25 protein-coding genes are annotated in these 23471 nt (G+C 62.7%); 13 read left to right on the forward strand and 12 right to left on the reverse strand.

The annotated features are described in order from the left end of the window. The first annotated feature begins 85 nt into the window (after positions 1-85). Together KY459_07000 and KY459_07005 are read left to right on the forward strand one after the other, a co-directional pair. A complete protein-coding gene (locus KY459_07000) occupies positions 86-796 on the forward strand; it encodes a tetratricopeptide repeat protein (GenBank protein MBW3564454.1) in 711 nt (236 codons plus the stop codon). A 102-nt stretch (positions 797-898) separates the two neighbouring features. Then, positions 899-1966: a glycosyltransferase family 2 protein gene (locus KY459_07005; GenBank protein MBW3564455.1), complete on the forward strand. Its 1068-nt coding sequence runs from the start codon at positions 899-901 to the stop codon at positions 1964-1966. Here the strand turns inward: KY459_07005 and clpA are convergent. The 3 genes from clpA to KY459_07020 all read right to left on the reverse strand — a co-directional run bounded on the left by clpA (position 1952) and on the right by KY459_07020 (position 6008). Beyond that, complete coding sequence (clpA, locus tag KY459_07010; GenBank protein ID MBW3564456.1) at positions 1952-4201, reverse strand: ATP-dependent Clp protease ATP-binding subunit ClpA; 2250 nt, start codon at positions 4199-4201, stop codon at positions 1952-1954. The genes KY459_07005 and clpA overlap by 15 nt on opposite strands. Before the next feature lies 1 nt (position 4202). Beyond that, on the reverse strand, positions 4203-4517 hold the full coding sequence (gene clpS, locus KY459_07015; GenBank protein MBW3564457.1) for an ATP-dependent Clp protease adapter ClpS: 315 nt from the start codon (positions 4515-4517) through the stop codon (positions 4203-4205). A gap of 183 nt (positions 4518-4700) precedes the next feature. Continuing rightward, the gene (locus KY459_07020; protein ID MBW3564458.1) at positions 4701-6008 is read right to left on the reverse strand and encodes an SUMF1/EgtB/PvdO family nonheme iron enzyme; all 1308 of its coding nucleotides are present in this window, start codon (positions 6006-6008) and stop codon (positions 4701-4703) included. Between the two features lie 105 nt (positions 6009-6113). Between KY459_07020 and KY459_07025 the strand changes: the two genes are divergently transcribed. Together KY459_07025 and KY459_07030 are read left to right on the forward strand one after the other, a co-directional pair. Then, entirely contained in the window at positions 6114-7088 is a 975-nt protein-coding gene (locus KY459_07025; GenBank protein MBW3564459.1) for a branched-chain amino acid transaminase, read from the forward strand. Positions 7089-7128: 40 nt separating this feature from the next. Further along, positions 7129-7617: a hypothetical protein gene (locus tag KY459_07030; protein MBW3564460.1), complete on the forward strand. Its 489-nt coding sequence runs from the start codon at positions 7129-7131 to the stop codon at positions 7615-7617. Between the two features lie 95 nt (positions 7618-7712). On the opposite strand, the gene KY459_07035 is transcribed toward KY459_07030, so the two are convergent. Beyond that, positions 7713-7892: a hypothetical protein gene (locus tag KY459_07035; GenBank protein MBW3564461.1), complete on the reverse strand. Its 180-nt coding sequence runs from the start codon at positions 7890-7892 to the stop codon at positions 7713-7715. Next, a complete protein-coding gene (locus KY459_07040; GenBank protein MBW3564462.1) occupies positions 7889-8116 on the reverse strand; it encodes a hypothetical protein in 228 nt (75 codons plus the stop codon). Before KY459_07040 ends, KY459_07035 begins: the two co-directional genes overlap by 4 nt. Positions 8117-8731: 615 nt before the next feature. Here KY459_07040 and KY459_07045 point away from each other — a divergent pair. The 7 genes from KY459_07045 (at position 8732) to KY459_07075 (ending at position 13870) form a co-directional block, all read left to right on the forward strand. Next, a complete protein-coding gene (locus KY459_07045; GenBank protein ID MBW3564463.1) occupies positions 8732-9979 on the forward strand; it encodes an RNA polymerase sigma factor in 1248 nt (415 codons plus the stop codon). A gap of 86 nt (positions 9980-10065) precedes the next feature. After that, complete coding sequence (locus tag KY459_07050; protein ID MBW3564464.1) at positions 10066-10479, forward strand: YciI family protein; 414 nt, start codon at positions 10066-10068, stop codon at positions 10477-10479. Positions 10480-10534: 55 nt separating this feature from the next. Further along, positions 10535-10954: a YciI family protein gene (locus tag KY459_07055; protein MBW3564465.1), complete on the forward strand. Its 420-nt coding sequence runs from the start codon at positions 10535-10537 to the stop codon at positions 10952-10954. 51 nt (positions 10955-11005) lie between these two features. Beyond that, entirely contained in the window at positions 11006-11509 is a 504-nt protein-coding gene (locus KY459_07060; protein ID MBW3564466.1) for a VOC family protein, read from the forward strand. A gap of 43 nt (positions 11510-11552) precedes the next feature. Then, positions 11553-11939, forward strand: a complete 387-nt coding sequence (locus KY459_07065; protein MBW3564467.1) for a YciI family protein — start codon at positions 11553-11555, stop codon at positions 11937-11939. A gap of 24 nt (positions 11940-11963) precedes the next feature. Then, complete coding sequence (locus KY459_07070) at positions 11964-13169, forward strand: MFS transporter (protein ID MBW3564468.1); 1206 nt, start codon at positions 11964-11966, stop codon at positions 13167-13169. Positions 13170-13420: 251 nt separating this feature from the next. Continuing rightward, positions 13421-13870, forward strand: a complete 450-nt coding sequence (locus KY459_07075; protein ID MBW3564469.1) for a nucleotidyltransferase — start codon at positions 13421-13423, stop codon at positions 13868-13870. A 17-nt stretch (positions 13871-13887) separates the two neighbouring features. Here KY459_07075 and KY459_07080 read toward each other — a convergent pair whose 3' ends face one another. From KY459_07080 to KY459_07110, 7 genes are all read right to left on the reverse strand, one after another. Then, positions 13888-14568 carry an ATP-binding cassette domain-containing protein gene (locus KY459_07080; protein ID MBW3564470.1) on the reverse strand — a complete coding sequence of 227 codons (681 nt, stop codon included), beginning with the start codon at positions 14566-14568 and terminating at the stop codon, positions 13888-13890. Further along, a complete protein-coding gene (locus KY459_07085) occupies positions 14561-15412 on the reverse strand; it encodes an ABC transporter permease subunit (protein ID MBW3564471.1) in 852 nt (283 codons plus the stop codon). The genes KY459_07080 and KY459_07085 overlap by 8 nt, the downstream gene beginning before the upstream one ends. Next, a complete protein-coding gene (gene pstC / locus KY459_07090; protein ID MBW3564472.1) occupies positions 15409-16314 on the reverse strand; it encodes a phosphate ABC transporter permease subunit PstC in 906 nt (301 codons plus the stop codon). The genes KY459_07085 and pstC overlap by 4 nt, the downstream gene beginning before the upstream one ends. Further along, positions 16311-17234, reverse strand: coding sequence for a substrate-binding domain-containing protein (locus KY459_07095; GenBank protein MBW3564473.1), 924 nt, complete (start codon positions 17232-17234; stop codon positions 16311-16313). Before KY459_07095 ends, pstC begins: the two co-directional genes overlap by 4 nt. Beyond that, complete coding sequence (locus tag KY459_07100; GenBank protein ID MBW3564474.1) at positions 17235-19718, reverse strand: methyltransferase domain-containing protein; 2484 nt, start codon at positions 19716-19718, stop codon at positions 17235-17237. A gap of 48 nt (positions 19719-19766) precedes the next feature. Beyond that, the gene (locus KY459_07105) at positions 19767-20498 is read right to left on the reverse strand and encodes a DUF2064 domain-containing protein (GenBank protein MBW3564475.1); all 732 of its coding nucleotides are present in this window, start codon (positions 20496-20498) and stop codon (positions 19767-19769) included. A 63-nt stretch (positions 20499-20561) separates the two neighbouring features. Continuing rightward, the gene (locus tag KY459_07110; protein MBW3564476.1) at positions 20562-20831 is read right to left on the reverse strand and encodes a hypothetical protein; all 270 of its coding nucleotides are present in this window, start codon (positions 20829-20831) and stop codon (positions 20562-20564) included. 97 nt (positions 20832-20928) lie between these two features. Between KY459_07110 and guaB the strand changes: the two genes are divergently transcribed. Continuing rightward, entirely contained in the window at positions 20929-22500 is a 1572-nt protein-coding gene (gene guaB / locus KY459_07115) for an IMP dehydrogenase (GenBank protein ID MBW3564477.1), read from the forward strand. After that, positions 22497-23249: an RNA methyltransferase gene (locus tag KY459_07120; GenBank protein ID MBW3564478.1), complete on the forward strand. Its 753-nt coding sequence runs from the start codon at positions 22497-22499 to the stop codon at positions 23247-23249. The genes guaB and KY459_07120 overlap by 4 nt, the downstream gene beginning before the upstream one ends. Positions 23250-23471 lie beyond the last annotated feature (222 nt).

A 23471-nucleotide genomic window follows, 5' to 3' on the forward strand; every position in this document is an offset into this window, starting at 1 on the left:
TGCCGCTGACCGGCGCACTCCACCGACGGCTCGAGTATAAAAGGTCACACTCAGTAAGACAAAGTTCAACGGGAGACGATTTCCTATGGATCGCCAGACGAGACACGACATCAAGCACGACAAGTTCCTCGATGAGATCAGCAACGCCTACACGTTTGCGGCGGAGAACCGGTCGAAACTGATTCTCGCGACGGTTGTGATCGCCGTGATCGCCGCGGCGGCTGCGGGATTCGTCATGTACCGGAGCGCCCAGGAGGATGAGGCACAGACCAGGCTGGCCGACGGAATCCGGATCATGTCGGCATCGCCGGGGACGGCGCCCGCGAGCCCGGATGATCCCGCATACGAGACCATCGAGGAGCAGCAGGCGGCCGCGCGACCGATCTTCGAAGAAGTCGTTGAGCAATACGGCTACAGCGACGCCGCCGATGTCGCCCGCCTCTACCTCGCCGGGATGGACCTGCGCGAGGGACGGGAAGAGCAGGCTCGTGCCGAGCTTCAGCAGTTCGTCGACGAACATCGGGGAGAGTATCTTGCGGGAGCGGCGGCATGGTCGCTTTACAACAACCGTCTCGCCAGCGGCGATGCGGAAGAGGTCATCGCGGAGCTTCAGTCGCAGCTCGATGATTCGGAGCCCGACGCGCTTCCGACGCCCGCTCTGCTCGCGCTTCTCGCGCGAGCTCATGAGATGCATGGCGACGACGATGCCGCGAAAGCCTACTGGAAGCGAATCGCCGAGGAGTACAACGATTCGCCGTACAGCCTCGAGGCGAACCGCAAGCTCGTCTCGAGCTGATCGGAGGGGGCCACGCTCACTCTGGCGGTCCTGACGGCGGCTTTCTGGCTCGCTGCCTGCGGCAACCTGGCCGCGAATCTCCGGGCCTTTCGACGGATTGAAGTGCGTGCCATCGATTCCGTACCTCCGGTCTCGGTCATCATCCCCGCCCGCAACGAAGAGCGGGCGATCGAGGCGACCGTTCAGGGCTTTCTGAATCAGACGTGGCAGGATCTCGAGATCGTCGTGGTCGACGACCGCTCCAGCGACGCAACGCCGCGGATTCTGGCCGGCATCTCGTCGTCCCGACTGATCGTCGTCGAGGGGACGGCGACCCCCGAAGGCTGGCTGGGAAAGCCGTGGGCGCTTCAGCAGGGAGCGAGCCGGGCGCGCGGCGACGTCCTGATCTTTTGTGACGCCGACGTCCGATGGGAGCCTCAGGCTGTCGCGGCGGCGGTCACGACACTGCTATCGGAGAACCTCGACGGACTGACGATTTTCCCGAGACTCGTCATGAAGGGGTTCTGGGAGCACGTCCTGATGGGGAATCTGCCGCTCGCTCTGGTCGCCTATCTGCCGCTGTGGCTCTTCAACCGGAATCAATTCACCACGATGACCGTCGGCAGCGGCGTGGGGAACGTCGTGACCCGGGAAGCATGGATGCGTGCCGGGACACACGAGGCGTTGAAGAACGCGGTCGTCGATGACGTCGGCCTGATGCGCCGGGTGCGGCTCAGCGGCGGGCGCGTGCAGATTTTCCGGGCGAGCCACCTCGCCTCGATCCGGATGTACCACGGCCTCGGAGAGATCGTTCGCGGATTCACGAAAAACGCCTGGTACGCGTTCGGCGGGCGATGGTCGGTGTTCGCGCTCGCTTCCGCGAGCATGGTCTTTCACGTGCTTCCGTATGTCGCGGCGGTGGCGATGGTGTACGCGGTGTCGAACGGATTGGCGGTTCCGAGCTGGGTGAGTGCGGGATGCGCAGCACTCGTTCTCCTGACGGCCGTGCGAGTCGTGGCGTTTCGATCGCTCGGCTACCGGATGGACAACGCTCTGTTCGGCCATCCTTTGATGACCGTGGTCTTCGCCTGGATCGCGCTCCGGTCAGCATGGATGAACGGCGTGCGCCGGAAGCTCGAGTGGCGTGGGCGGAGCTTCGACGCCGGAGCCGCCCGCTCAGGCCTCGGCTGAAGTCCGGATGGCCAGCTCGTCGCCGTTGATGTCGACGATCACATGTCCTCCGGTGTCCTCGAACGGCCCGAACAGAATCTCGCCGACGAGCCTCTCCTTGATCTGCTTCTGCATCAGCCGCCGCATGGGCCGCGCTCCCAGCAGCGAATCGAACCCACGTACGGCGAGCCATTCGCGGGCTTCGGGGGTGAGCGCGAGCGTGATGCCTTTCGGTGCGAGCTGCGATCGGATCTCGTCGGTGAACTTGTCGACGATCTTCAGGACGGCATCTTTTGCGAGCGGGGCGAAGGCGATCCAGGCGTCGAGGCGATTGCGAAACTCCGGACTGAACGTCCGCTCGATTGCGCCGTGCGCCGCGCCGCGGCCGCGCTCGTTGCCGAACCCAAGTGATCGCCCGCTGATCTCGGCGGCGCCTGCGTTGGTCGTCATGATGAGGACCACGTTGCGGAAGTCCGCTTTCTTGCCGTTGTTGTCGGTCAGGGTCGCATGATCCATGACCTGGAGCAGCAGGTCGAACAGATTCGGGTGCGCCTTCTCGATCTCGTCGAGCACGACAACCGAGTGGGGTGTTCTGATGACCGCGTCGGTCAGAAGACCGCCCTGGTCGAAACCGACGTAGCCGGGGGGTGCGCCGATCAGTCGCGACACGGTGTGAGGCTCGGCGTACTCCGACATGTCGAACCGGATCAGCTCGACCCCGAGGAGCTCGGCGAGCTGTTTTGCGAGCTCGGTCTTGCCGACTCCCGTGGGACCGGAGAAGAGGAATGAGCCGACGGGCTTGTCCGGCAGACCGAGGCCGGCGCGGGAGAGGCGGATCATGGCGACGAGCCGGTCGATTGCTTCGCTCTGGCCGAAGATTCTGGTCTTCAGGTCGACATCGAGGCTGCGAAGCCTGTCTTTCTCGGAGCCGCTGACCGAGGCGGGAGGAACCTTCGCCATCCGCGCGACGACGTCCTCGATGACCGCGGCAGTGACCGGAGCCGGGTCGGTTTCGTGGTGGAGCAGATGGACGCGCGCCCCCGCCTCGTCGAGAACGTCGATCGCGCTGTCCGGAAGATGCCGGTCGCGGAGGAACTTCGCAGCGAGCTCGGCTGACAGCTGAATCGCGTCGTCGTCGAACCGGACGTGGTGATGTTCCTCGTAGGAGGAGCGCAATCCCTCGAGGATCTTCAGCGTGTCCTCCAGCGTCGGCGGAAGAATCTCGACCTTCTGAAACCGGCGGGCGAGCGCGCGGTCACGGTCGAACGCGGCTTTGTACTCGGCGAAAGTCGTCGAGCCGATACAGCGCAGCCTGCCGCTTGCGAGCGCCGGCTTGAGGATGTTCGAGGCGTCCATGGTGCCGCTGCTGGTCGCGCCGGCTCCGACGATCGTATGAATCTCGTCGATGAAGAGGATCGCGTGCTCGATATTCTGGAGCGCTGCAATGACGCCCTTGAGTCTCTGCTCGAACTGGCCCCGGTATTTGGTTCCGGCGAGAAGCGAACCGAGGTCCAGGCTGAATACGCGCGCATCCCGCATCGGCACAGGAACTCTCTCCTCGACGATAGCGCGCGCCAGCCCCTCGGCGATCGCGGTCTTTCCGACACCAGGCTCGCCGACGAGGATCGGATTGTTCTTGCGCCGGCGTGTCAGGATCTGGACCACGCGCTCGACCTCCGGCTCGCGGCCGATCAGGGGGTCGATGTCGCCGGCGACGGCACGGGCGTTGAGATCGGTCGCATAGAGCTGGAGGGGATCCCTGTTCGATTCGGTCTCGTCCTCGTCCTCGCTTCCGCTGAACAACTCGTCCGGGAGGGGCTCGTCCGGGGCATTCGAGATTCCGTGCGAGACGTAGTTCAGGACATCGATCTTTTCCACTCCCTCCTGGCGCAGGAACCAGGTCGCATGGGAGTCGGGCACCTCGTAGATCGCCGCGAGAAGATTTCCCTCGTCGACCCGCGTCTGACTCGATCCGTGAGCCTGTGCGATGACGTACTCCAGAAGCCGGCGAAGTGTGATCGTTTCGGTCACGGTGAGATCCGAACCGGATGCCGGCTCGATTCGCGTGTCGAGAAACACCCTGATCCGCTCCGAGAGCTTTGCGGGGTCACCGCCGGAGTTGAGGATGATCTCGGAGCCGCGTTTCGAGCTCGTGATGGCGAGCAGAACGTGCTCGAGCGTCACGTACTCGTGGCGTCGCGACTCGGCTTCGCGTCGCGCGGTCTGAAGGACGGCTTCGAGCTTCTCGAGGTTCAACTCAGAGTCTCTCCATCGTGCAAAGTAAAGGGTACTCCCACTGGCGGGCAAGCTCGGACGTCTCGGCCACCTTCGTCGTCGCGATCTCCCGCGTGTATGTCCCGGCGACGCCGCTGCCCTGGTTGTGAACCTGGAGCATCACCCGGATGGCGACCTGCTCCGGGTGACGAAAGATCTTCATGAGAACGTGAACCACGAACTCCATGGTCGTAAAGTCGTCGTTGTGGAGCACCACCCGGAACATGTCCGGTTCCTCGAGTTTTTCCTCGGTTTTTTCGAGCGTTTCGCTCTCTCGATCGTGAACTGGCGGCAGCACGACGAATTCAACGATCGGAAGGCTGCCTCTGTTCCGGGGAGGGAATGCGTTGGAGGTTGGAGGTTCGAAGTTCGAGGTTGGTTGGGGGTTTGGGGTTCGAGGAACGATGCGGCTGACCGGGAGCGTGAACTATGCAGCCTCAAACCTCCAACCCCAAACCTCAAACTTCCAACCTTCTTCCTCTCATTTCGCGACGCGGAAGCTCGCGTACATGTAGGGGTAGGTCGCGCGGAACCAGTTCCGAAAACTCCGCCGGATCAGGCGCTTCGACGTAGCCTGGGATGCGCCCTTGATCACGTAGTGCTTGTCGTCGAAGAAATCGCTCGAATAAGGGGGGTACGAGGGCATTTCGCGGAATCCGGGGAACGGCTCGAACTTCGACGAGGTCCACTCCCAGCCGTTGCCCACGAGATCATGGATTCCCCAGGCGCTCGCACCCTCGGGGAAGGATCCTGCCGGCATCGGCTCGGTCGACTGGTGGTCGAAGTTGCCATGACGGTGTTCCGGTTCCTGATTGCCCCAGGGGTGCTCCCGCTCCTCTCCGTCAGGTGTCCCGTAGGCTGCCCGATGGAACTCCGCCTCGGTCGGAAGCCGGCACTCCTTCCACTTCGCATAGGCCTCGGCTTCCGCATGGGTGACGAATACCGGCCAGCTTTCCGGCAGCGGATACGCCTCGTGCATCCCGCGCCAGCTCCAGCCTCCGTCGGAAGGAATCCAGAAGTGGGGGTGCGCGATATTCTCGCGGCTCACCCAGTCCCACCCTTCGTCGCTCCAGAGATCCCGGTTCTCGTACCCGCCTGCTTCCATGAACTCGAGGAAGTCGCGATTGGTCACGTTGTATCGGTCGATTCGAAATGCCGGAACGTCGACCCGGTGGAGCTCGAACTCGTTGTCCCAGCCGAATCCGCCCTCCCGATCCCTCCCGAGCGTTGCGTGTCCGGCGGGAATCGTGACCATTTCATGGTGGATCTCGGGACCTTCGAGGACGACTTTCCCCTCCGAGGGCTTCTTCCGGTCCCACGGGAGCTGGTGAAGCATGTACTTGAGCGTCTCGTGGTGCATCAACTCGTGCTCGAGGATCGTGTAGATCGCCTCGCATCGGGCGAGCAGCGGGTTGTCCGGCTCGCAGAACGCCTCCTCGGCGAGCGCGTGGCGAACCGCGGCATCCGCGCGGTTGGAGTAATCCTTCACGCTCTCCAGACGGGGCCAGTTCGCATCCGCCTCGAGCGCTTCCTCTTCGGTCTCAGGGTCGATCCCCCGCTCGAAGAGATCGTCGAGGTCCTCGTCGAGCGGACCGCGCCCGAGCGCCTTCTTCATCAGAGTGTTGTAGTTGAAGGCGGGGAGGTGACCTTCATAGAAGACGATGGGCTGCCTGAGTGCGATGGGACGGTCGTACCATGCATCGGAAATGACAGATTCGAAAAGCTTTTCCGAGAATTGACGACCCTCGTCGAACCGTTCGAGAATCCGATGGCGTTCGCGATGTTCCATGCGCGGCAGTGAAGCCGGATTCGTGCCGTTATTTGAGCGGCTTCTCGGAGCTATCCTATATACTCTTACTCTCTTTGCACCAGTTCTCAGGAGGTCGGACCGCGAATGCCATTCGAAGGACTCTCGAAAATCTGGATGAACGGATCCTTCGTCGACTTCGAGGACGCGAAGGTTCACGTACTCAGCCACGTCGTCCACTATGGCTCCGGTGTCTTCGAGGGGATTCGGTGCTACAACACCGAGCGCGGACCCGAGATCTTCCGCCTCCACGATCACATTCGCCGGCTCTACGACAGTTGCCGCATTTACCGGATGCGGCCGGAACGTTCCATCGAGGATTTCGAGCAGGCCTGCATCGACTCGATCGTCGAGAACGACCTGAAGGATTGCTACATCCGGCCACTGGTCTACCGCGGGTTCAACACCCTCGGCGTCGATCCGCGCAAATGCCCGATTGAAATGATGATTGCCGTCTGGAAGTGGGGCAAATACCTCGGCGAGGATGGGATCGAGAAGGGCGTGGATGTCTGCGTCTCGTCCTGGAACCGAATGGCGCCCAACACCTTCCCGGCGATGGCGAAGTCGACCGCCAACTACATGAACTCCCAGCTCATCCGGATGGAGGCGGGAGTCGATGGTTACGAGGAAGGAATCGCGCTGGCTACCGACGGCTACGTGTCGGAAGGCTCGGGCGAGAACATCTTCATCATACGGGACGGCCGGATCATCACGCCGCCGCTCGGAGCATCAGTGCTGCCGGGAATCACCCGGGATTCGCTGATGACGCTCGCGAAGGAGCGTGGCTACCAGGTCACCGAGTCGCGCGTCCCACGAGAAATGCTCTACATCGCGGACGAGATGTTTTTCACCGGGACGGCTGCCGAGGTCACTCCGATCCGCAGTGTCGATCGAATCCCGGTCGGTAACGGAGCGAGAGGCCCGATCACCGAAGAGCTTCAGACGGCGTTTTTCGACTACCTCAACGGGCGCGTCGAGGACCGGTACGGCTGGATGACCTCCGTGTATGGCCGGAAAGACGCCGCGAAGGATGTCGTCGGCGCGGGTTCGGCCACCGCCTGACTCCCGAAACCAGGCGAAGATCTCGCACGTAAATCCAACAATGAGAGCTTCCGCCGCCCTTGTGCTGTGCCTGACGCTCGCCGTGCCGGCTGCGGCCCAGGAGTCCGGTTCCGAGGATCCTGAGACGGGTGAGGTCGCGGCGGACGAAAGCGTCGCCGGCGAGGAAGCCGAAGGCGAGGACGAAGAAGGGACGACCGGTGACTACTCTCGCGAAGCGCTCTCCCTGATCTTCCTCGAATCCGAGGAGGACGAAGACGGTCCGCCCGAAGAGCCGTTCACCATGCGCTGGCAGGACTGGGCGATCCGGTGGATCCCGCTGATGATGCCGCTCGAGCTCAACGACGGCAGCGGGGGACCGACACTGAATCAGTGGCCGGACGCGATGACGCTCCTTGGAATGGACTATCCGCCGGCGGGAGCCGCCGGGGACGAGTGGTCGCCGCAGGATCTTTCCTGGGGCGAACGACGTTGGCGCTGGCGGATGATCCGGGCGGCCAATCGCGCCAACGCCGCGCAAAACGCCAACTGAGCTTCAAGGAGTACCAGTATTGCGGAATCTGTCGCCCTACAGGGCTTGAGTAGGCGGTAGATCGTACCCGGTCGGAGCTTTTCACTCTTCGCTCTTCACTCTTCACTCTTCTTTCCAAGCATCGCGTTCTGCTCTTCGAGAAGCGAGATGATCCGTTCATTCTGAGCGACGAGCCTCTCCTGCGCGGCACGTGAGCGCTTCATCCAGACCCAGCAGAGAAGACCGATCCCGATCGTGATGAATACGAGCACGGCTCCGAGAATCAGCAGGTTCAAGAGTTGCCGATCCGCTCGAGCTTCGTCTCGAGAGTGGCGATCTTGTGCTCGAGCGCCTCGATTTTCGTTCGCAACGTCGAGATCTCATCGGCCACAGCATCGCGCGCAAGCTCGTGAAGCTTCCCCTCGACCCTCTTCACCTGGTCATCGCGGAAATGCTTCACCTTGTCGACCGACTCACCGAAAACGTCCCTCATGAACTTCTCGAATTCCTTCGTATCCATGGCACGGCTCGGAGCAACCGTCGTGCCTCGTCAGGTTGGAGGTTGGAGGTTTGAGGTTGGAGGAGAGAAGCGGACAAAGCGAAGCGCCGGGTCTGCGGTGGAGATACGAATGGGACATTCCCTCGCTTCCACCCCATCGTCATCCTGAGCCGCCGAAGGACGGCGAAGGATCTGGGCGGGGGCTCATCAAAGAAGTTGACAGTGACCGGCAACGGTGACTCACGACCCGCCTCCAGATTCTTCGCCCGCGCTGCGCCGGGCTCAGATTGACGAGTGTTGTGTTGCGCGACGCGATGGTCATGGACGAATGTTTGCTCTCGAGAACCCACTCCTTCGTCAGTCTGAGCAAGCGACCGACGCCTTGCGACGGTGATTTGGAAATGACACCCGTGAGTGCAGAAAACAACCGAACTCGCGTACTCAAACCAACGTCATCCTGAGCGGGCGGTCGGGCGGGCAGGCGAAGGACCTCGCAGGTTGGGACATCAGACCAAGCGAAGCGCTGCAAAAGGTCGAAGTCCACGCAAATCGTCGTCGTTTCATTACCAGCCGCCGAAGGACGGCAACGGATCCGGGCGGCGGGCGAAGGAGTACCGTTCCGGACATAATCACGCCGTGACTGCCAGCCACTCCCAAGCGATCCGGGAGATCGTCGATCGGATCTATCGTGAGGAATCGCGCCGGATTTTCGCCACGCTGATCCGCCTGATCGGCGACTTCGATCTCGCCGAGGAGGCACTTCACGAAGCCTTCGCAGCGGCGGTGGACAAGTGGTCGAAGGAGGGGGTTCCGGATAACCCGTTCGGCTGGCTCGTTTCGACGGGTCGTTTCAAGGGAATCGACATGCTTCGGCGGATGTCCCGCTTCGAGTCGTCTCCGGAAAAGCTCGAGGCCGCAATCGCTCTCGAAGCCGAGCCCGAAGATCTCGACGAGAAGGAGCTCCGGGATGACCAGCTCCGGCTCATCTTCACCTGTTGTCATCCCGCGCTGCCACCCGCGACCCAGGTGGCGATGACGCTCCGGGAGATGTGCGGGTTGACCACCGAGGAAGTGGCGAGCGCATTTCTGACATCTCCGGCTACGATTGCCCAGCGGATCGTACGCGGCAAGGCGAAGATCCGCGATGCGGGGATCCCCTACCAGGTTCCGTCGCGGACCGACCTTCCGGACCGCCTCGACTCGGTGCTGTCGGTGATCTATCTCGTGTTCAACGAGGGGTACTCTGCGTCTTCCGGAAGCTCCGCGATTCGCCAGGATCTCTCCGCTGAGGCGATTCGACTCGGACGGGTGCTGGTCGAGTTGCTTCCGGATCCGGAGGTGATGGGGCTCCTTGCCCTGATGCTTCTCCATGATGCTCGACGGGAAACCCGGGTCGATGCGGCAGGGGATCTGATTCTCCTCGAGGATCAGGACCGCTCTCGATGGGACCGCCGGAAGATTCTCGCGGGGAACGAGCTGCTTCGTCGAGCGCTCGATTCGCGAAATTTCGGCGTCTACACGATTCAGGCGGCAATTTCGTCGGTCCACGCAGCCGCCGCAACTGCCAGCGAGACCGACTGGAAACAGATCGTCGGGCTCTATGACCTCCTGCTGGAGATCGAGCCGACTCCGATCGGAGAGCTCAATCGTGCCGTGGCCGTGGCGATGCGGGACTCACCCGAAGCCGGCCTCGAGCTGATCGACGCCATTCTCGCCCGGGGAGACCTCGACGACTACCATCTCGCGCACGCCGCACGCGCAGACCTCTTTCGGCGGCTCGGGCGGACGGAGAAGGCGAGGGTTGCCTACGAGCGTGCGCTCGCGCTGGCCGTCCAGGAACCGGAGCGCCGTTTTCTGGCAAAGCGGATTCGGGAGGTTCGCTGAAAAAAATTTTCAATCGATGTCGATTTCGTCCTGCACCGTTCGATTACAGGGTAGAAGCAGAGGAAATCAACTGAGGAGGAAAGCAAATGAAGTTCATCTGCCTGGGATACGCGGACGAGTCGAAATGGAACGAGATGCCTGAAGAGGAAGCGAACGCGTTGATGGAGGAGTGTTTCGCATACGACGATGAGCTGAGAAAGTCGGGGCATTTCCTCGGAGGAGAGGCCCTTCAGCCGGTCGGCAAGGGGGTCACACTGCGCTTCCGCAATCGGAAGGTCGACGTGACGGATGGCCCGTACGCCGAGACGAAGGAGCAGCTCGGTGGCATCCTCCTGCTCGAGGCGCGGGACCTCAACCACGCGATCGCGCTGATGTCGAATCATCCGGGCGTGCGGTTCGGCCCGTTCGAGATCCGTCCGGCCGACGAGACGATCAATGCGCTCATCGCGGTCCGCGATGAGGCGATCCGTGCCTCACACGGGCAGCAACCTCGAGGGTGACGCAGTGAAAGAGAGAACATCCGGAGAAGTATCGAACAAAGGAAGGAGAACTGAAATGAGAGTGATGGTCATGGTCAAGGCAACGAGGAGCTCGGAAGCCGGCGAGATGCCGAGCGAGCAGCTCCTGACGGAGATGGGAAACTACAACGAAGAGCTCTCCAACGCCGGGATTCTACTTGCCGGTGAGGGGCTGCAGCCCAGCAGCAAAGGCGTTCGGGTTCGATTCTCGGGAAAGAACCGGACGGTGACCGACGGTCCGTTTCCGGAGACGAAGGAGCTCGTTGCGGGATTCTGGCTCTGGAAGGTGAGCTCGATGGAGGAAGCGATCGAGTGGGTGAAGCGATGCCCGAATCCGATGATGGAAGACTCCGACATCGAGATTCGACCCCTCTTCGAGATGGAAGACTTCGGCGAGGAATTCACCCCGGAGCTCCGCGAACAGGAAGAAAAGCTGCGGATGCGGATCGACAAGTAACGGAGGCGGATACCCGACCCAGGAAAAAGAGAGATCGAGGAGAGAAAACCAATGGGAGAAATCCGATCAATCACTCCGTGTCTCTGGTTCGATGACCAGGCGGAGGAAGCCGCAAATTTTTACACGGGTATTTTCGAGAATTCGAGAATCGTCAACGTCAGCAGATATACCGCGGCGGGGACCGAGATTCACGGCCGGCCGGAGGGGAGCGTGATGGCGGTCGGGTTCGAGCTGAATGGCCAGCCTTTCAGCGCGATCAACGGTGGTCCTGTCTTCACGTTCAACGAGGCGATCTCGTTTCAGATCGAATGTGAAACGCAGGCAGAGATCGACTATTACTGGGAGAAGCTGTCGGCTGGAGGCGATGAGAATGCGCAACAGTGCGGGTGGCTCAAGGACCGATACGGCCTCTCCTGGCAGGTCTTTCCCCGGCTTCTCACCGAAATGCTCGATGATCCCGATCGTGAAAAGGCGGCTCGCGTCACCGATGTGATGCTTCGAATGAAGAAGATGGACCTCGAGGGTCTGAAGCGAGCCGGTGAAAGCGTATCCTGAAGCGAAGAAGCCGTGATCTGGCGGCCCCGGAGGTGAACCGATCGTGAAGTACATGCTGATGGTGTACGGAGCCGAAGACGCGTGGACGGAAGAGGAGCGCGAACAATGCATGTCCGAGTCGAGAGATCTGTGCCATGAGCTCGACGCCGCGGGCCGATTTCTCGCCGCGTCTCCGCTCCAGTCTGTGAGTACGGCCACGAGCGTGCGAATCCGGGAGGGAAGGCGTCTCGTCACCGACGGACCGTTCGCCGAGACGACCGAGCAGCTCGGTGGCTTCTATCTGGTCGAAGCGGCAGACCTCGACGAGGCGATCGCCATCGCGGAACGGATCCCGGGCGCCTCGGTCGGAACGGTCGAGATTCGTCCGCCCGTGGAACTGTCCGGGCTTCCGGGGATGCAACGGTCGCGCGATCGCCCGCCTGACGAATGAGGTCGATGGCTTAAAATCTGCGGCGTGACGGAGCACTCCGGACGCTGGCGCGCGCTTGCGCTGATCGCTTTCGTCGAGCTGGCGTGCATGTCGCTCTGGTTCGGCGTCTCCTCGGTGACTCCCGCACTTCGCGCGGAGCTCGGCTTCAGCGACGCCGTGGTGTCGTGGCTGACGATCGCCGTTCAGCTCGGATTCGTCGCGGGAACGCTCCTCAGCGCGATTCTCAGCCTTTCCGACGTCATCTCGACCCGACGCCTTCTCTGGTCTTCGGCCATCCTCGGGGCGGTCACGAATGCCTTGTTCGCGCTCGGGCCGGCGGAACCGTCGATCGCGCTGACGCTTCGGTTTCTGACCGGGATGTTCCTTGCCGGAATCTATCCGCCGGGGATGAAGCTGATGGCGACTTGGTTCCGGAGCGGACGAGGTCTCGCGCTCGGTGTCCTCGTCGGCGCGCTGACGCTGGGAAAGGCTTCGCCCTATCTGGTGAATGCGATCGGTGCCGAGTGGCGCACCACGGTCATCGCGGCGTCGGTTTCGTCGGTCGTGGGGGCGCTCGTGATTCTGGGACTCGTTCGTGAAGGGCCGCTCTCGGTCGGTACGGCACCGTTCGATCCGAAACAGTTCGTCACGATTCTCCGGAACAGGGGAGTGCGGCTCGCGAACTTCGGTTACTTCGGTCACATGTGGGAGCTCTACGCGATGTGGACGTGGCTGCCGGTGATGCTGCGGGAGAGCTTCGAGCGGAGCGGATCGCCGAGGTCGCTGGCCGAGATCGGATCGTTTCTCGTGATCGGCAGCGGTGCGGCCGGATGCGTTGTCGCGGGCCTGATCGCCGACCGGGTGGGACGGACCGTCGTGACGTCGGTTGCGATGGTGATCAGCGGTGCGTGCTGTCTGATCGTCGGGTTCCTCTTCGGTGGCTCGCCGGTGCTTCTGCTCATCCTTGCGACGATCTGGGGAGCGACCATCGTCGCGGATTCGGCGCAGTTCTCGGCGTGCGTGACCGAGCTCGGAGACCCGCGTTACATCGGAACCGCGCTGACGCTGCAGACGTGCATCGGGTTTCTCCTGACGACGATCTCGATTGCGCTGGTCCCGGTGCTGGTCGATCTCGTCGGGTGGCGATGGGCGTTCGCGTTCCTGATGCCGGGTCCGCTCCTCGGCACGATCTCGATGCTGCGGCTGCGACGCCTGCCGGAGGCCCGGCAACTCGCAGGTGGGCGGGGCTGACGCTCATCTCGGTTAGCTCGATGAGTGGTGAAGCTACTCGCCGCCGCTCGCCGCGAGGAACTGGTCGAAGTGCGAGATCGTTCATGAAGAGGTGTTGCGGTAAAATCCAAGTATGCAATCCGATTCGGTCTGGACACGTGTGATTCGCCCCGGCGACGATCCTCCGGCGGACGATTGGGCGGACAAGAGCATGTCGGAACGCGTCAATGCCGTATGGCTGCTGACGCGCATCTGCTACGGCTGGGTGGAGGATGGCGATGAGCCGAGACTTCAGAGATCTGTTGTCAGCATTCAACGACCGGAAAGTTGAGTATCTGGTCGTCGGTGCTCACGCTCTCGCCGCCTACGGGCACGTCAGGGCCACGAAGGATCTCGATATCTGGATCCGTGCCGAGTCTTCCAATGCAGCGAGAATCATCGATTCGCTGAGAGACTTCGGTGCCCCGCTTCAGGATCTTTCCGACGACGATCTCGTGACACCAGGCATCGTCTTTCAAATCGGTGTCGATCCGATTCGAATCGATATCATCACCTCCATTGACGGTGTCGAGTTCGAGGCGGCCTGGCCGGCCAGGACCACCGTGAGCCTCTTCGGTCTCGAGGTGCCGATCATCTCCAGGACTGATCTGATTCGAAACAAGAAAGCATCGGGCCGGCTTCAGGATCTCGCCGATGTGGAGAAGCTCGAGAGCCGCCAGTGAACCTGGACGGTTTCTGATCAGGACAGCCGAAGAACGGCATCGGCGAGGCGGGATGCCTGCGCTTCGTCGTGTGTCACCAGAATGACCGTTCGTTTGCCACGACACGAGAGAATCGTGTTCTCGATGCGTTCGGTCGAGACGGCATCGAGCGCGGAGGTCGGTTCGTCCATCAGCAGAATCTCGGGCTGTCCGGCGAGCGTCCGGGCCACCGCGAGCCGTTGCTGCTGGCCAACCGAGAGCTCGGAGGCATCGGCTTTCAGGCGATCGTGCACCTCGTTCCACAGATGCGCGGCTCGGAGACAGTCCTCGACCGTTCCGGCGCCGTCGTGACGGGGAACGATTCCGAGGCGCTTCGCGGCGAAGACGACGTTCTTCGCGATCGATCCCGGAAAAGTGACCGGCTGCTGGAAGACGATGCCGACTCGGCGGCGCAGATCGTCGACGTCGACGCCCCGGCCCCGCACGTTCTCGCCACAGACCCGGACCTCGCCCGAGACGCGAAGATCCGGGGTCAGGTCGATCAGGCGATTGATGCAGCGGAGAAGCGTCGTCTTACCGACTCCGGAGGGACCGAGAACGCATGTGATCCGATGCTTCTCGAACGTCGCATCGAGGTCGGTCAGGATCGGTCGGCCGGTGCGGTCGCTGACCGACAGCCCGAGAATCTCCACCGATGCGTTCAGCCGCTCGTCAGCCACGGCGGGCCTCCTCGTGAATCCGTACGCGAAGTGGAAGCGACATCAGTGATGCGGTCATGACCATCAGAAGCAGCACGCTCGCCGCACCCCACATGCTGACCGAAGCGGCCTGGTCGAAGCTGTCCTGCGCGAGGACGAAAATGTGGTACGGGAGTGCGAGGACCGGACTCTCCCTGATGCCGTGGGGAATCGCGGGACCCGAAAAGATCGCGGCGGTGAACATGATCGGCGCGGTCTCCCCGGCTGCTCGCGCGAGTCCGAGAAGTGTGCCTGAGACGAGACCCCCCGCCGCACGCGGGATCAGGACATCCCGGACGACTTCGCTCTTTCTCAGTCCGAGCCCGTGTGCGGCTTCGATCGTGGTCACGGAGATCGTCTTCAGCTTCTCGATGAACGCAACGGTCAGGGTCGGGAGAATCATGACGGCCAGTACGATCCCGCCGGCGAGCCACGATTTTCCGAGCCCTCCCGCGCGAACGAGCAGGGCCAGCCCGACGAGCCCGAAGATGATCGAGGGAATCCCATTGAGGGACTGAAGAGCGACGTCGAGCAGATTCTTCGCCCTCTCCGACCGGATGTAGAAGACCGAGAGGATGCCCGTTCCCGCTGCGACTGGCACGGCAAGCGCGATCGCCGTTCCCACGAGAATCGCCGTTCCGAGGATGTGTCCCGCGACCCCGCCCGAACTGCCGCTGCCGGTGAGGACGGTCGTGAAGAAGTCGATCCCGAGCGCGCTCCAGCCGCGCACCGCGACGATGATGAGGATCGACGCGAGAGTCGAGACGGTCAGAAGAATTCCGATCGTGCAGACCACGGACAGCATCCGGTCGCGGAACTTTCTCACGCCGCCACCTTCTGGAAGAGCCAGCGACGAACACCGCCCGCGAGGAACGTCAGCGCGATCACCCCTGCGAACAGGATCAGCGCAAGCGCCATCAGCGCCGAGGTGTGCACCGGATCTCCGCTCGCAATGTTGACTTCCGAGCCTCCGAGCTTCGAGGTGATCGTCTGGCCGGGCTGCAGCAGCACGCTGAGATCGAACAGGGAAGAGGGGAGGCGATTGTCGGCACGACCGACCACGAGAAAAACCGCGATCGTCTCGCCCGCCGCCCGACCCAGCGCGAGAAGAACCGCCGCGATGATTCCCGGGAAGGCTCTCGGAAGAATCGCCGCGCCGATCGTCTCAGCGCGCGTCAGTCCGAGTCCCCTGGCAGCTTCCCTCGCCCTGCGGGGAACCGCCGCCAGCGCATCCTCGGAGAACGTCGTCACCGTCGGCAGAATCATGATCGACAGAAGAATGCCGCCGGTCAGGATCGTGTCGCCCTGCGCGATGTTCAAACCGAGGCTCGCCCCGGAGTCGGCGACGAGAGGCCGGAGAAATGCGATTCCGAGGAGGCCATAGACCACCGACGGTACGCCCGCGAGAAGCTCGACCAGAACCTTCAGATGGAGACGGACCCGGCCGTGCGCAATCTCGGAGATGAAAAGCGCGCTGGTCAGCCCGAGTGGAACCGCGATGATGATGGCGATGAGCGAGACGGCTGCAGTGCCGAAGATCATCGCGGCCGCACCCCAACTCTCCTGGCGATAGGCCCAGTCGGCTTCGGTAAGAAACGCGAAGCTTTCCCGTGCGAGGACCGGCCATCCGGTCACCAGGAGATAACCCCCAACAGTCAGCACCGCCGCCAGGGTGACCAGCCCCATGGCGATCGACCAGAGCCGGATCCAATCGAGGGGGCGTTTCATCGAGGGCCATCCGTCCCGGCCGGTTCTGACGGTGCCAGATACCCGTGTTTCGCGACGATCTCACGCCCTCGTTCGGAGAGGGCGAAATCGATCAGCTTCTGTTCCTCGGGATCGGGCGGTCCGTTCGTGATCAGCAGCAGTGGCCTTCGAATGGGGTAAGCGTCCCTTTGGATGGCTTCGTGAGTCGGTTCGACGATCTCGCCGTTCTCTGCAACGATGCCGAGCGCGTCGATGCCGGGAGAGTCCGCGACCCAGGATGCCGACAGTTGCGTGATCGCGCCACCCGTCGTCGCGGCTTTGGTCCGTCCCTCCTCGTTGCCTCCGACCTGGGAGTGCGAGATCGTCGGTGCATCCCCGTCGGGATAGAGCCAGTCGGCGAAGACTTCCCAGGTGCCACGCCCCGGTTCCTTGTCCAGAAACACGATCGGTGAGTCCGGTCCGCCGATCTCCTTCCAGTTGGTGATTTCCTTTTCGTAGATTTCGCGAACCTGCTCGCGTGTGACGTGGCGGACCCTACCGTTCCAGACGTTCTCGTTGACCGCGAGCGCCACGGCATCGATGCCGATGACGAATGCGTGAAAATCGGCATCCGGATATCGCTCACGGTCGGATCTCGAAAGCGGCTTGCTCGACATGCCGATCCCGGCCGAACCGTCGGCGACCCCGGAGATTCCACCCGAAGAACCCCCCTGTGTGTCGACGGTGATCATCATTTGGTTCTCGCGCGTGAGGATGTTCGCGATCTCGGTGACGACCGGGTTGACCGTGGTCGAACCGTTGACGCGGAGAACGTTACGAGGGTTGTGGGCCGAGCCTTCCGGGCTCGAGTCGCCACCGCATGCCGCGACGATGATCGCCGGGATGAATGCTCCGGCGATCCGGGCGACTTTGCGCGCTCGCTTTTTGCGCGCTTCCGACATTCAGCAGCACCCCGCTTCGTCTGTGCAGCAGGCATATCCGACCCGGTCTTCCCCCGGCTCCAGAATCGCGAAAAAGTTCCGATAGGGAGGACGCGACAGCTTCGCGACGGTGTCGGTGCAGATCTCGTAGGGCTCATTGCGGGGAAACTGATGTCCTTCCTCGTCGATGAACGCCTTGCCGGGGCCGAGATAAACGGCGTGATGTCCCTTGAAAACGCAGCCTTCGGTCTTTTCGAACTTCCAGCCGCGTACGGTGATCGAGTAGAAGGGATAACCCTCGACATCCTTCCAGTAGACCTTCTTCAGCACCTCGAGTCCGTAGAAGCCGGCGCGCTCGAGCTCGGCGAGGAACTCCTCTTCGGTGAGCGCACCCACGAGACACTCTCCCCACAGCTGCGGGTTGGTCATCAGATGTGGCGGAACCTTTTTCTCGGAGACGATGTCGGAGATCAGAATCCGGCCGTGGTCCTTCAGAATCCTCCAGATGCCCTCGAAGACGCGTGGTTTGTCGGGGGAGAGATTGACAACGCAGTTGGATGTGACGAGATCGACGCTCCTGTCATCGACGGGGATGTCTTCCAGGAAGCCCTTCCGGAACTCGACTGAGTCGAACCCCAGCGCTTCGGCGACTCTCGGCTTGTTCTCGATCGCCACCGAGAGCATCTGGTCGGTCATGTCGACGCCGATCGCCTTCCCCGTGGCGCCGACGTACTTCGCTGCGATGAAGACGTCGATTCCCGCACCCGACCCAAGGTCGACGACGGTCTCGCCCTCCTGAATGCCGGCAGAGGCCATCGGCGAGCCGCAGCCGTAGAAGCGGTCGAGGACATCCTGCGGAATGTGATCGGTCGAGGACGTATCGTATTTGGTCGGGCAGCAGAGATCAGCCTGAGGTGTCTCGGCCGCTTCGCCGTAGAACTCGCGAACCTTCGCTCGCGGTTTGTCGACGTCGAACGAGAGAACGCAATTCGAGTGGAGCGTCAGAACCGGCTCCTCCGCGAGGGCGCCATCGGCAGTCTCGCAGGAGATTGCGCCGGCGCCCATCGCATGGAGAACGAGAGGTGCGGAGTTTCCCGACTTCAGATTGCGCCGGGCGAGCTTCTCTTCCCCGAGATCGGTCATGACGCGTTCGATCAGGCCGAGCGTGACCGGATAGTAGGGATCCTGCCCCATGAAGTTGCCGGTGAAGCACCACGCATGTTCGAGGTCCCCGCCGCCGGTGAAAAAGCGGAACGGGTCGCTCGTGACGCTGGAGTTCCGTTGAAGAGTCGCGGCTCGCAGCGCGGTGACGATCGGGGAGGTCTCGATCACTTCGGCAAGCGACTGGGTGAGGATGTCTCCGCAGGCGAGAGCCGATTCGTTTGCCAGCGCAGCGGATGGGTAGACCTTGCCGTCGGCGTAAACGCAGAGCGAGTCCCATCCGGCATTTCCGAGGTCGTATTTCACTCCGGGCACTCCATTGACGCGTCGCTTGACGGCTTCGAGGTTGTCGAGCACGGTGTTCTCGGCCCGGGACGCATCGACGACTTTCATCACCGCGGAGAGGAGCGCTTCGTTTTCAGGGAAAAAGCCGTTGCCGGATTCGATGGCGCGTCCTCGTCGATGGCTCCACATCAGGTGCTGGCTGGCCGCCCCGGTATCGCGCACGATCGACGGGATTCTCGGAAGCTCGTCGAGATTCTCCTCGGTGGTCACGGTCGTCAGCGAGGTCTCGAAGCCGAGCTCGGTGAGGATGCGGGCGCCTCGTAGCGCTTTCTCGAAGGTTCCTCTGCCGCGAATCGGGTCGTTGGTCTCGGCGCAGGCTCCGTCGATCGATACCTGGAACTTCACTTTTTCGCGGTCGAGAGTCTCGAGACCCTCCCGGATCGCGCCTGCAAAGAGCGTTGCGTTGGTGAGGATCACGACTTCGAGATCTCGGGTTTCCGTCGCGTGCCGGACGATCGTGGGGAGGTCGCGTCTCATGAATGGCTCGCCGCCCGTGATGAAGAGCCGTTCGAGTCCCATCGAGCACGCGTCATCGATGATTGAGATCAGCTTTTCCTGCGGCAGTCCGCCGATTCCTCGCGGCCCCGAATCGACGAGACAGTGGGCACAGGTGAGGTTGCAGTTGTTGTTGACCTGAAGCCAGAGCTCGCGAAGACCATCAGGCTGGATGAGCTGGTCACGTCCCGGATAGGGAGGGCGTGCAAAGGGCGCGTCCGAGAGCATCCCTGAGCGATCGAGCGCCGTGAGGAACGAGTGAACGTGCAGCCACGACTTCCCCGCCTCGAATCCGGTCTCGCTGGCATGCTTCGCGACGAGCCTCGAGAATGTCACCGGCTGATCGTTCTGCGATCGCTCGATCTCATCGAGCAGGCTGGCACCCGCCGCCTCCACCGCGATCCAGTTCGGAGCTTCGTGATCGACGGCATAGTAAACGTCGCCCTTCGTGAAGCGGTGCAGATTGGGCAGGAACAGCGGCGTGCGTTCGTTGAGAACGGTCATAGACAACCTCCGGATCTGGAATTGGACGACGGACGGGGGAGTGGAACTTCAGCGGCTGGGCGGGCCGCGCAGAACTACGCTGGAGAGGAAGGATTGAAGCGGGATCTGTTGCTGCCCGGTGAGAAAAACGACGGGTGCGAGCGCGGCGCGCAGCTCCGCTGCGAGCGCCCGGAGGGGTCCGGTCGCGTGGCGTATGAACAGATCGAGGGCGTCTGCCAGGCTGTCGATGTCGCTCAGCGGCTCGGTCTCGCGACAGGTTTGGCCGACGAGCTCGAGCTCGCGACGAAGCCAGTCGCCCGCCTCGCTCGTGAAGGTCGGCAGATTCTCCCATCGGACGGCGGTCGCTGAGGGGAAAGCGGCGAGATAGAAGCCACCGTCGGGTGAGCGGCCGAGGACCGCAGCGCTCTGGTTCGTCTCGACCAGATCGCGGGCGTCCTCGATGATCCGTCTGGTGATCTGGGGGACATCGCCGGCGAGAAGGACCACCCTGTCGAACCCTGCCTGTCGGGCGCAGCGGATGGTGAACGCGATCTGGTCCGGCAGCGACCGGCTGGCGGCCGAGAACAATGGGCCTGTCGACCCGGATGTGACGCGCGTGCCGTCGGGTGTGAGATCGGAGGTGAAAAGCTCAGTTCGCGCAATCGAGGCGGCACATCGCTCGACGGCTCGCGAGATCCGTCTGCTGAATCCGCGAGGCAGCGATTTCCGCCGCTCCTCCGAAGACTGGATGTCCCGGAAGAGAAGGATCGCTGTTCGCCTTCCTCGTCTGATCGCGCCCACTTTTTCTCGCCCGGAGTCTATACGATCCGGCGGACGGTGTGATTGCCCTCCTGCCCGGTCAGCTCACTCGGGGCGCTTCCGAGGCGGAATCGGCAGCGGGCCGGTCTCGGGATAACAGGAGAGGGTCTGATAGCTCCCACCCGCCCGGATGGTCAGAACTGCCCCGAGCCCCGGAAGCTCGAGGATCTCTCCGACCATCTCCGCCCTCTCCCGCTCGACCACGGCACGAAGAGCATCTGCGGCACTCTCCCCCTCCTCGCTCTGCGTGGTGATCCGGTTCGATTCGTCCTTCTCAGAAGATTTCAGCGGTACTCTTTCGATTCTGAATTGCATTTGATGCTTCGCCAAACTCCCCCTGAGCGTGCAAGAATCGGGTCTGGTGAATACCCTGCTGGCCGACGATGTTGCGTTTTCACAACTGGAGGATCTGATGAGCCGAGACCCCGACAAGGTGACCGTGGCGAGATTCGAAGAGGAAGGCACGACCGGAGTCTCTCAGGGCGATCTCGGGATCTTTGCCCATCGGTTCGCGGAGGACACGAGCTTCGCGCTCACCTTCGACGACGTCCTGCTCGTGCCGGGCCGCTCTGAGCTTCATCCGAATTTCGTCGAGACAACAACCCGGCTGACCCGCGACATCCATCTGAACATTCCGGTGATCTCCGCCGCGATGGATACGGTAACCGAGGCGCGGCTCGCGATCGCGATGGCACAGCACGGCGGGCTCGGAGTGATTCACAAAAACATGTCGATCGAGCAGCAGGCCGAAGAGGTGGACAAGGTCAAGCGCTCGGAAGCCGGGATGATCGTCGATCCGGTGACGATGCGCCCCGGCCAGCGGATCTCGGAAGCTCTCGAGGTGATGGCGAAATACAAGATCTCCGGCGTACCCGTGACCGACGAGCAGGGCAAGCTCGTCGGAATCCTGACCAACCGGGACCTTCGGTTCGAGACCCGTTTCGATCTTCCGATCTCGGAGCGGATGACGCGAGAGAACCTCGTCACCGTTCCCGTCGGAACGACGCTCGAGCAGGCGCAGGACGTTCTCCATCAGCACCGGATCGAGAAGCTGCTCGTCGTCGACGACGGTGGGGACCTGAAGGGTCTGATCACGGTCAAGGACATCCAGAAGGCGCGGAAGTACCCGAGCGCGGCGAAGGACAGGCTCGGCCGGCTGATCTGTGGCGCCGCCGTCGGTGTCGGGAAGGACGGTCTCGAGCGCGCCGAGGCGCTGATCGCGGCCAAGGCGGACATCATCGTCATCGACTCGAGCCATGCCCACTCGAAGGGAGTCATCGATACCATCGTCGAGTTCCGCAAGCTCCATCCCGACGTTCAGCTGATCGGCGGGAACGTCGCGACCGGAGAGGGGACGCGGGCTCTGATCGAAGCGGGCGTCGACGCCGTCAAGGTCGGGATCGGGCCGGGCTCGATCTGCACCACCCGAGTCGTGGCCGGTGCAGGAGTTCCTCAGCTGACCGCTGTGATGCAGTGCGCACGGGTGGCTGACGAGTTCGACATTCCCGTGATCAGCGACGGCGGTGTGAAGTTTTCCGGCGACGTCGTCAAGGCGCTCGCCGCCGGAGCGAGCACCGTCATGATCGGATCGCTTTTCGCGGGCACGGATGAAGCGCCCGGGGAAACGATCCTCTTCCGGGGAAGAACCTTCAAGGCGTATCGGGGAATGGGTTCGATCGGAGCGATGCAGTCGGGCTCGCGCGACCGCTACTTCCAGGACGAGCAGGACGACGCCACGAAGCTGGTTCCGGAAGGAATCGAAGGGAAGGTTCCGTACAAGGGATCGCTCGGAGCGATGATCCCGCAGCTCATCGGCGGTCTGCGCTCCGGTATGGGACTGACCGGGTCGAAAAACATCGAAGACCTCCGAACGAAGTCGCGATTCGTCCGGATCACGACCGCCGGTCACCGGGAGAGCCACGCGCACGACGTCGTCATCACGAAGGAAGCGCCGAACTACCGGATCGAGAATCCCGATTCGTGAACGGGCGGCGGGCCCGCTTCGTTCTGGTCGAGCCTCAGCACGGCGGCAATGTCGGCGCGGTTGCCCGCGTGATGTGGAATTTCGGGCTCGATGATCTCGCGATCGCCGGCGAAGTTCCGAGCCTCGAGGGAGAAGCGGAATGGTGGGCGACCGGTGGCGGTGAGGTTCTTCGAAACCTCAGGCGATTCGATTCGCTGGAGGACGCGGTCGCCGACTGCCACCTCGTCGTCGGAACGACGGCGGCCCGCGCCCGGGAGATGATGCCCGCGCTGGAGCCGGAAACGCTGGCCGAGGAGGTGCGCAGCCTCGGTGAAGGAGAGCGGGCCGCGATCGTTTTCGGACGGGAGGCGAACGGTCTCACGAGCTCCGAGCTCGCCCTCTGTGGCCGCACGGCGACCATCCCGGCGTCGGCAGAGTTTCCGACGCTCAACATCGCGCAGGCCGCCGGCATCTTCGCCTGGGAGATCTCGAAAAGCGGTGCGACCGAAAGCCGGAGGGAGGGTGAAAAGCGGGCGCCGCACGAGATGGTCGAGCGGCTTCACAGGCGAGGGAAGGAGCTGCTCGAGAGATCGGGATTTCTGAATCCGCAGAACCCGGATGAGATCCATGACGAGCTCCGGCGACTCCTCGCGCGCGCGGACCCGACCGAGCGCGAGGTGATGATCCTGATCGCCGCGGTTCGAAAGCTGTCCTGGTGGGTCGACGGGAGCGACGATTCACCAAATACATGCGGTCCCCTCGGCTCGTGACCCGGGAGCCCAGGTGGACGCGGGTTCCTTTTCTGCGATCGTGACTGGGCGTCGCGACGCGGAGCTCGCCTCGGGAGCCTTCGGGATCGTCAGCAAGCCTACCCATTCCTCGGACCTTGAAACGTTCGTCCCACTTCTCCATCAGGGGTAAAATGATGAGAGGCCCCAAATGCGCGACGGACGGAACTCAAGTCTCAAGAAAGCACTCACATTGGCAGGGGC

The organism is Acidobacteriota bacterium (assembly GCA_019347945.1).
Lineage (GTDB): Bacteria > Acidobacteriota > Thermoanaerobaculia > Gp7-AA8 > JAHWKK01 > JAHWKK01.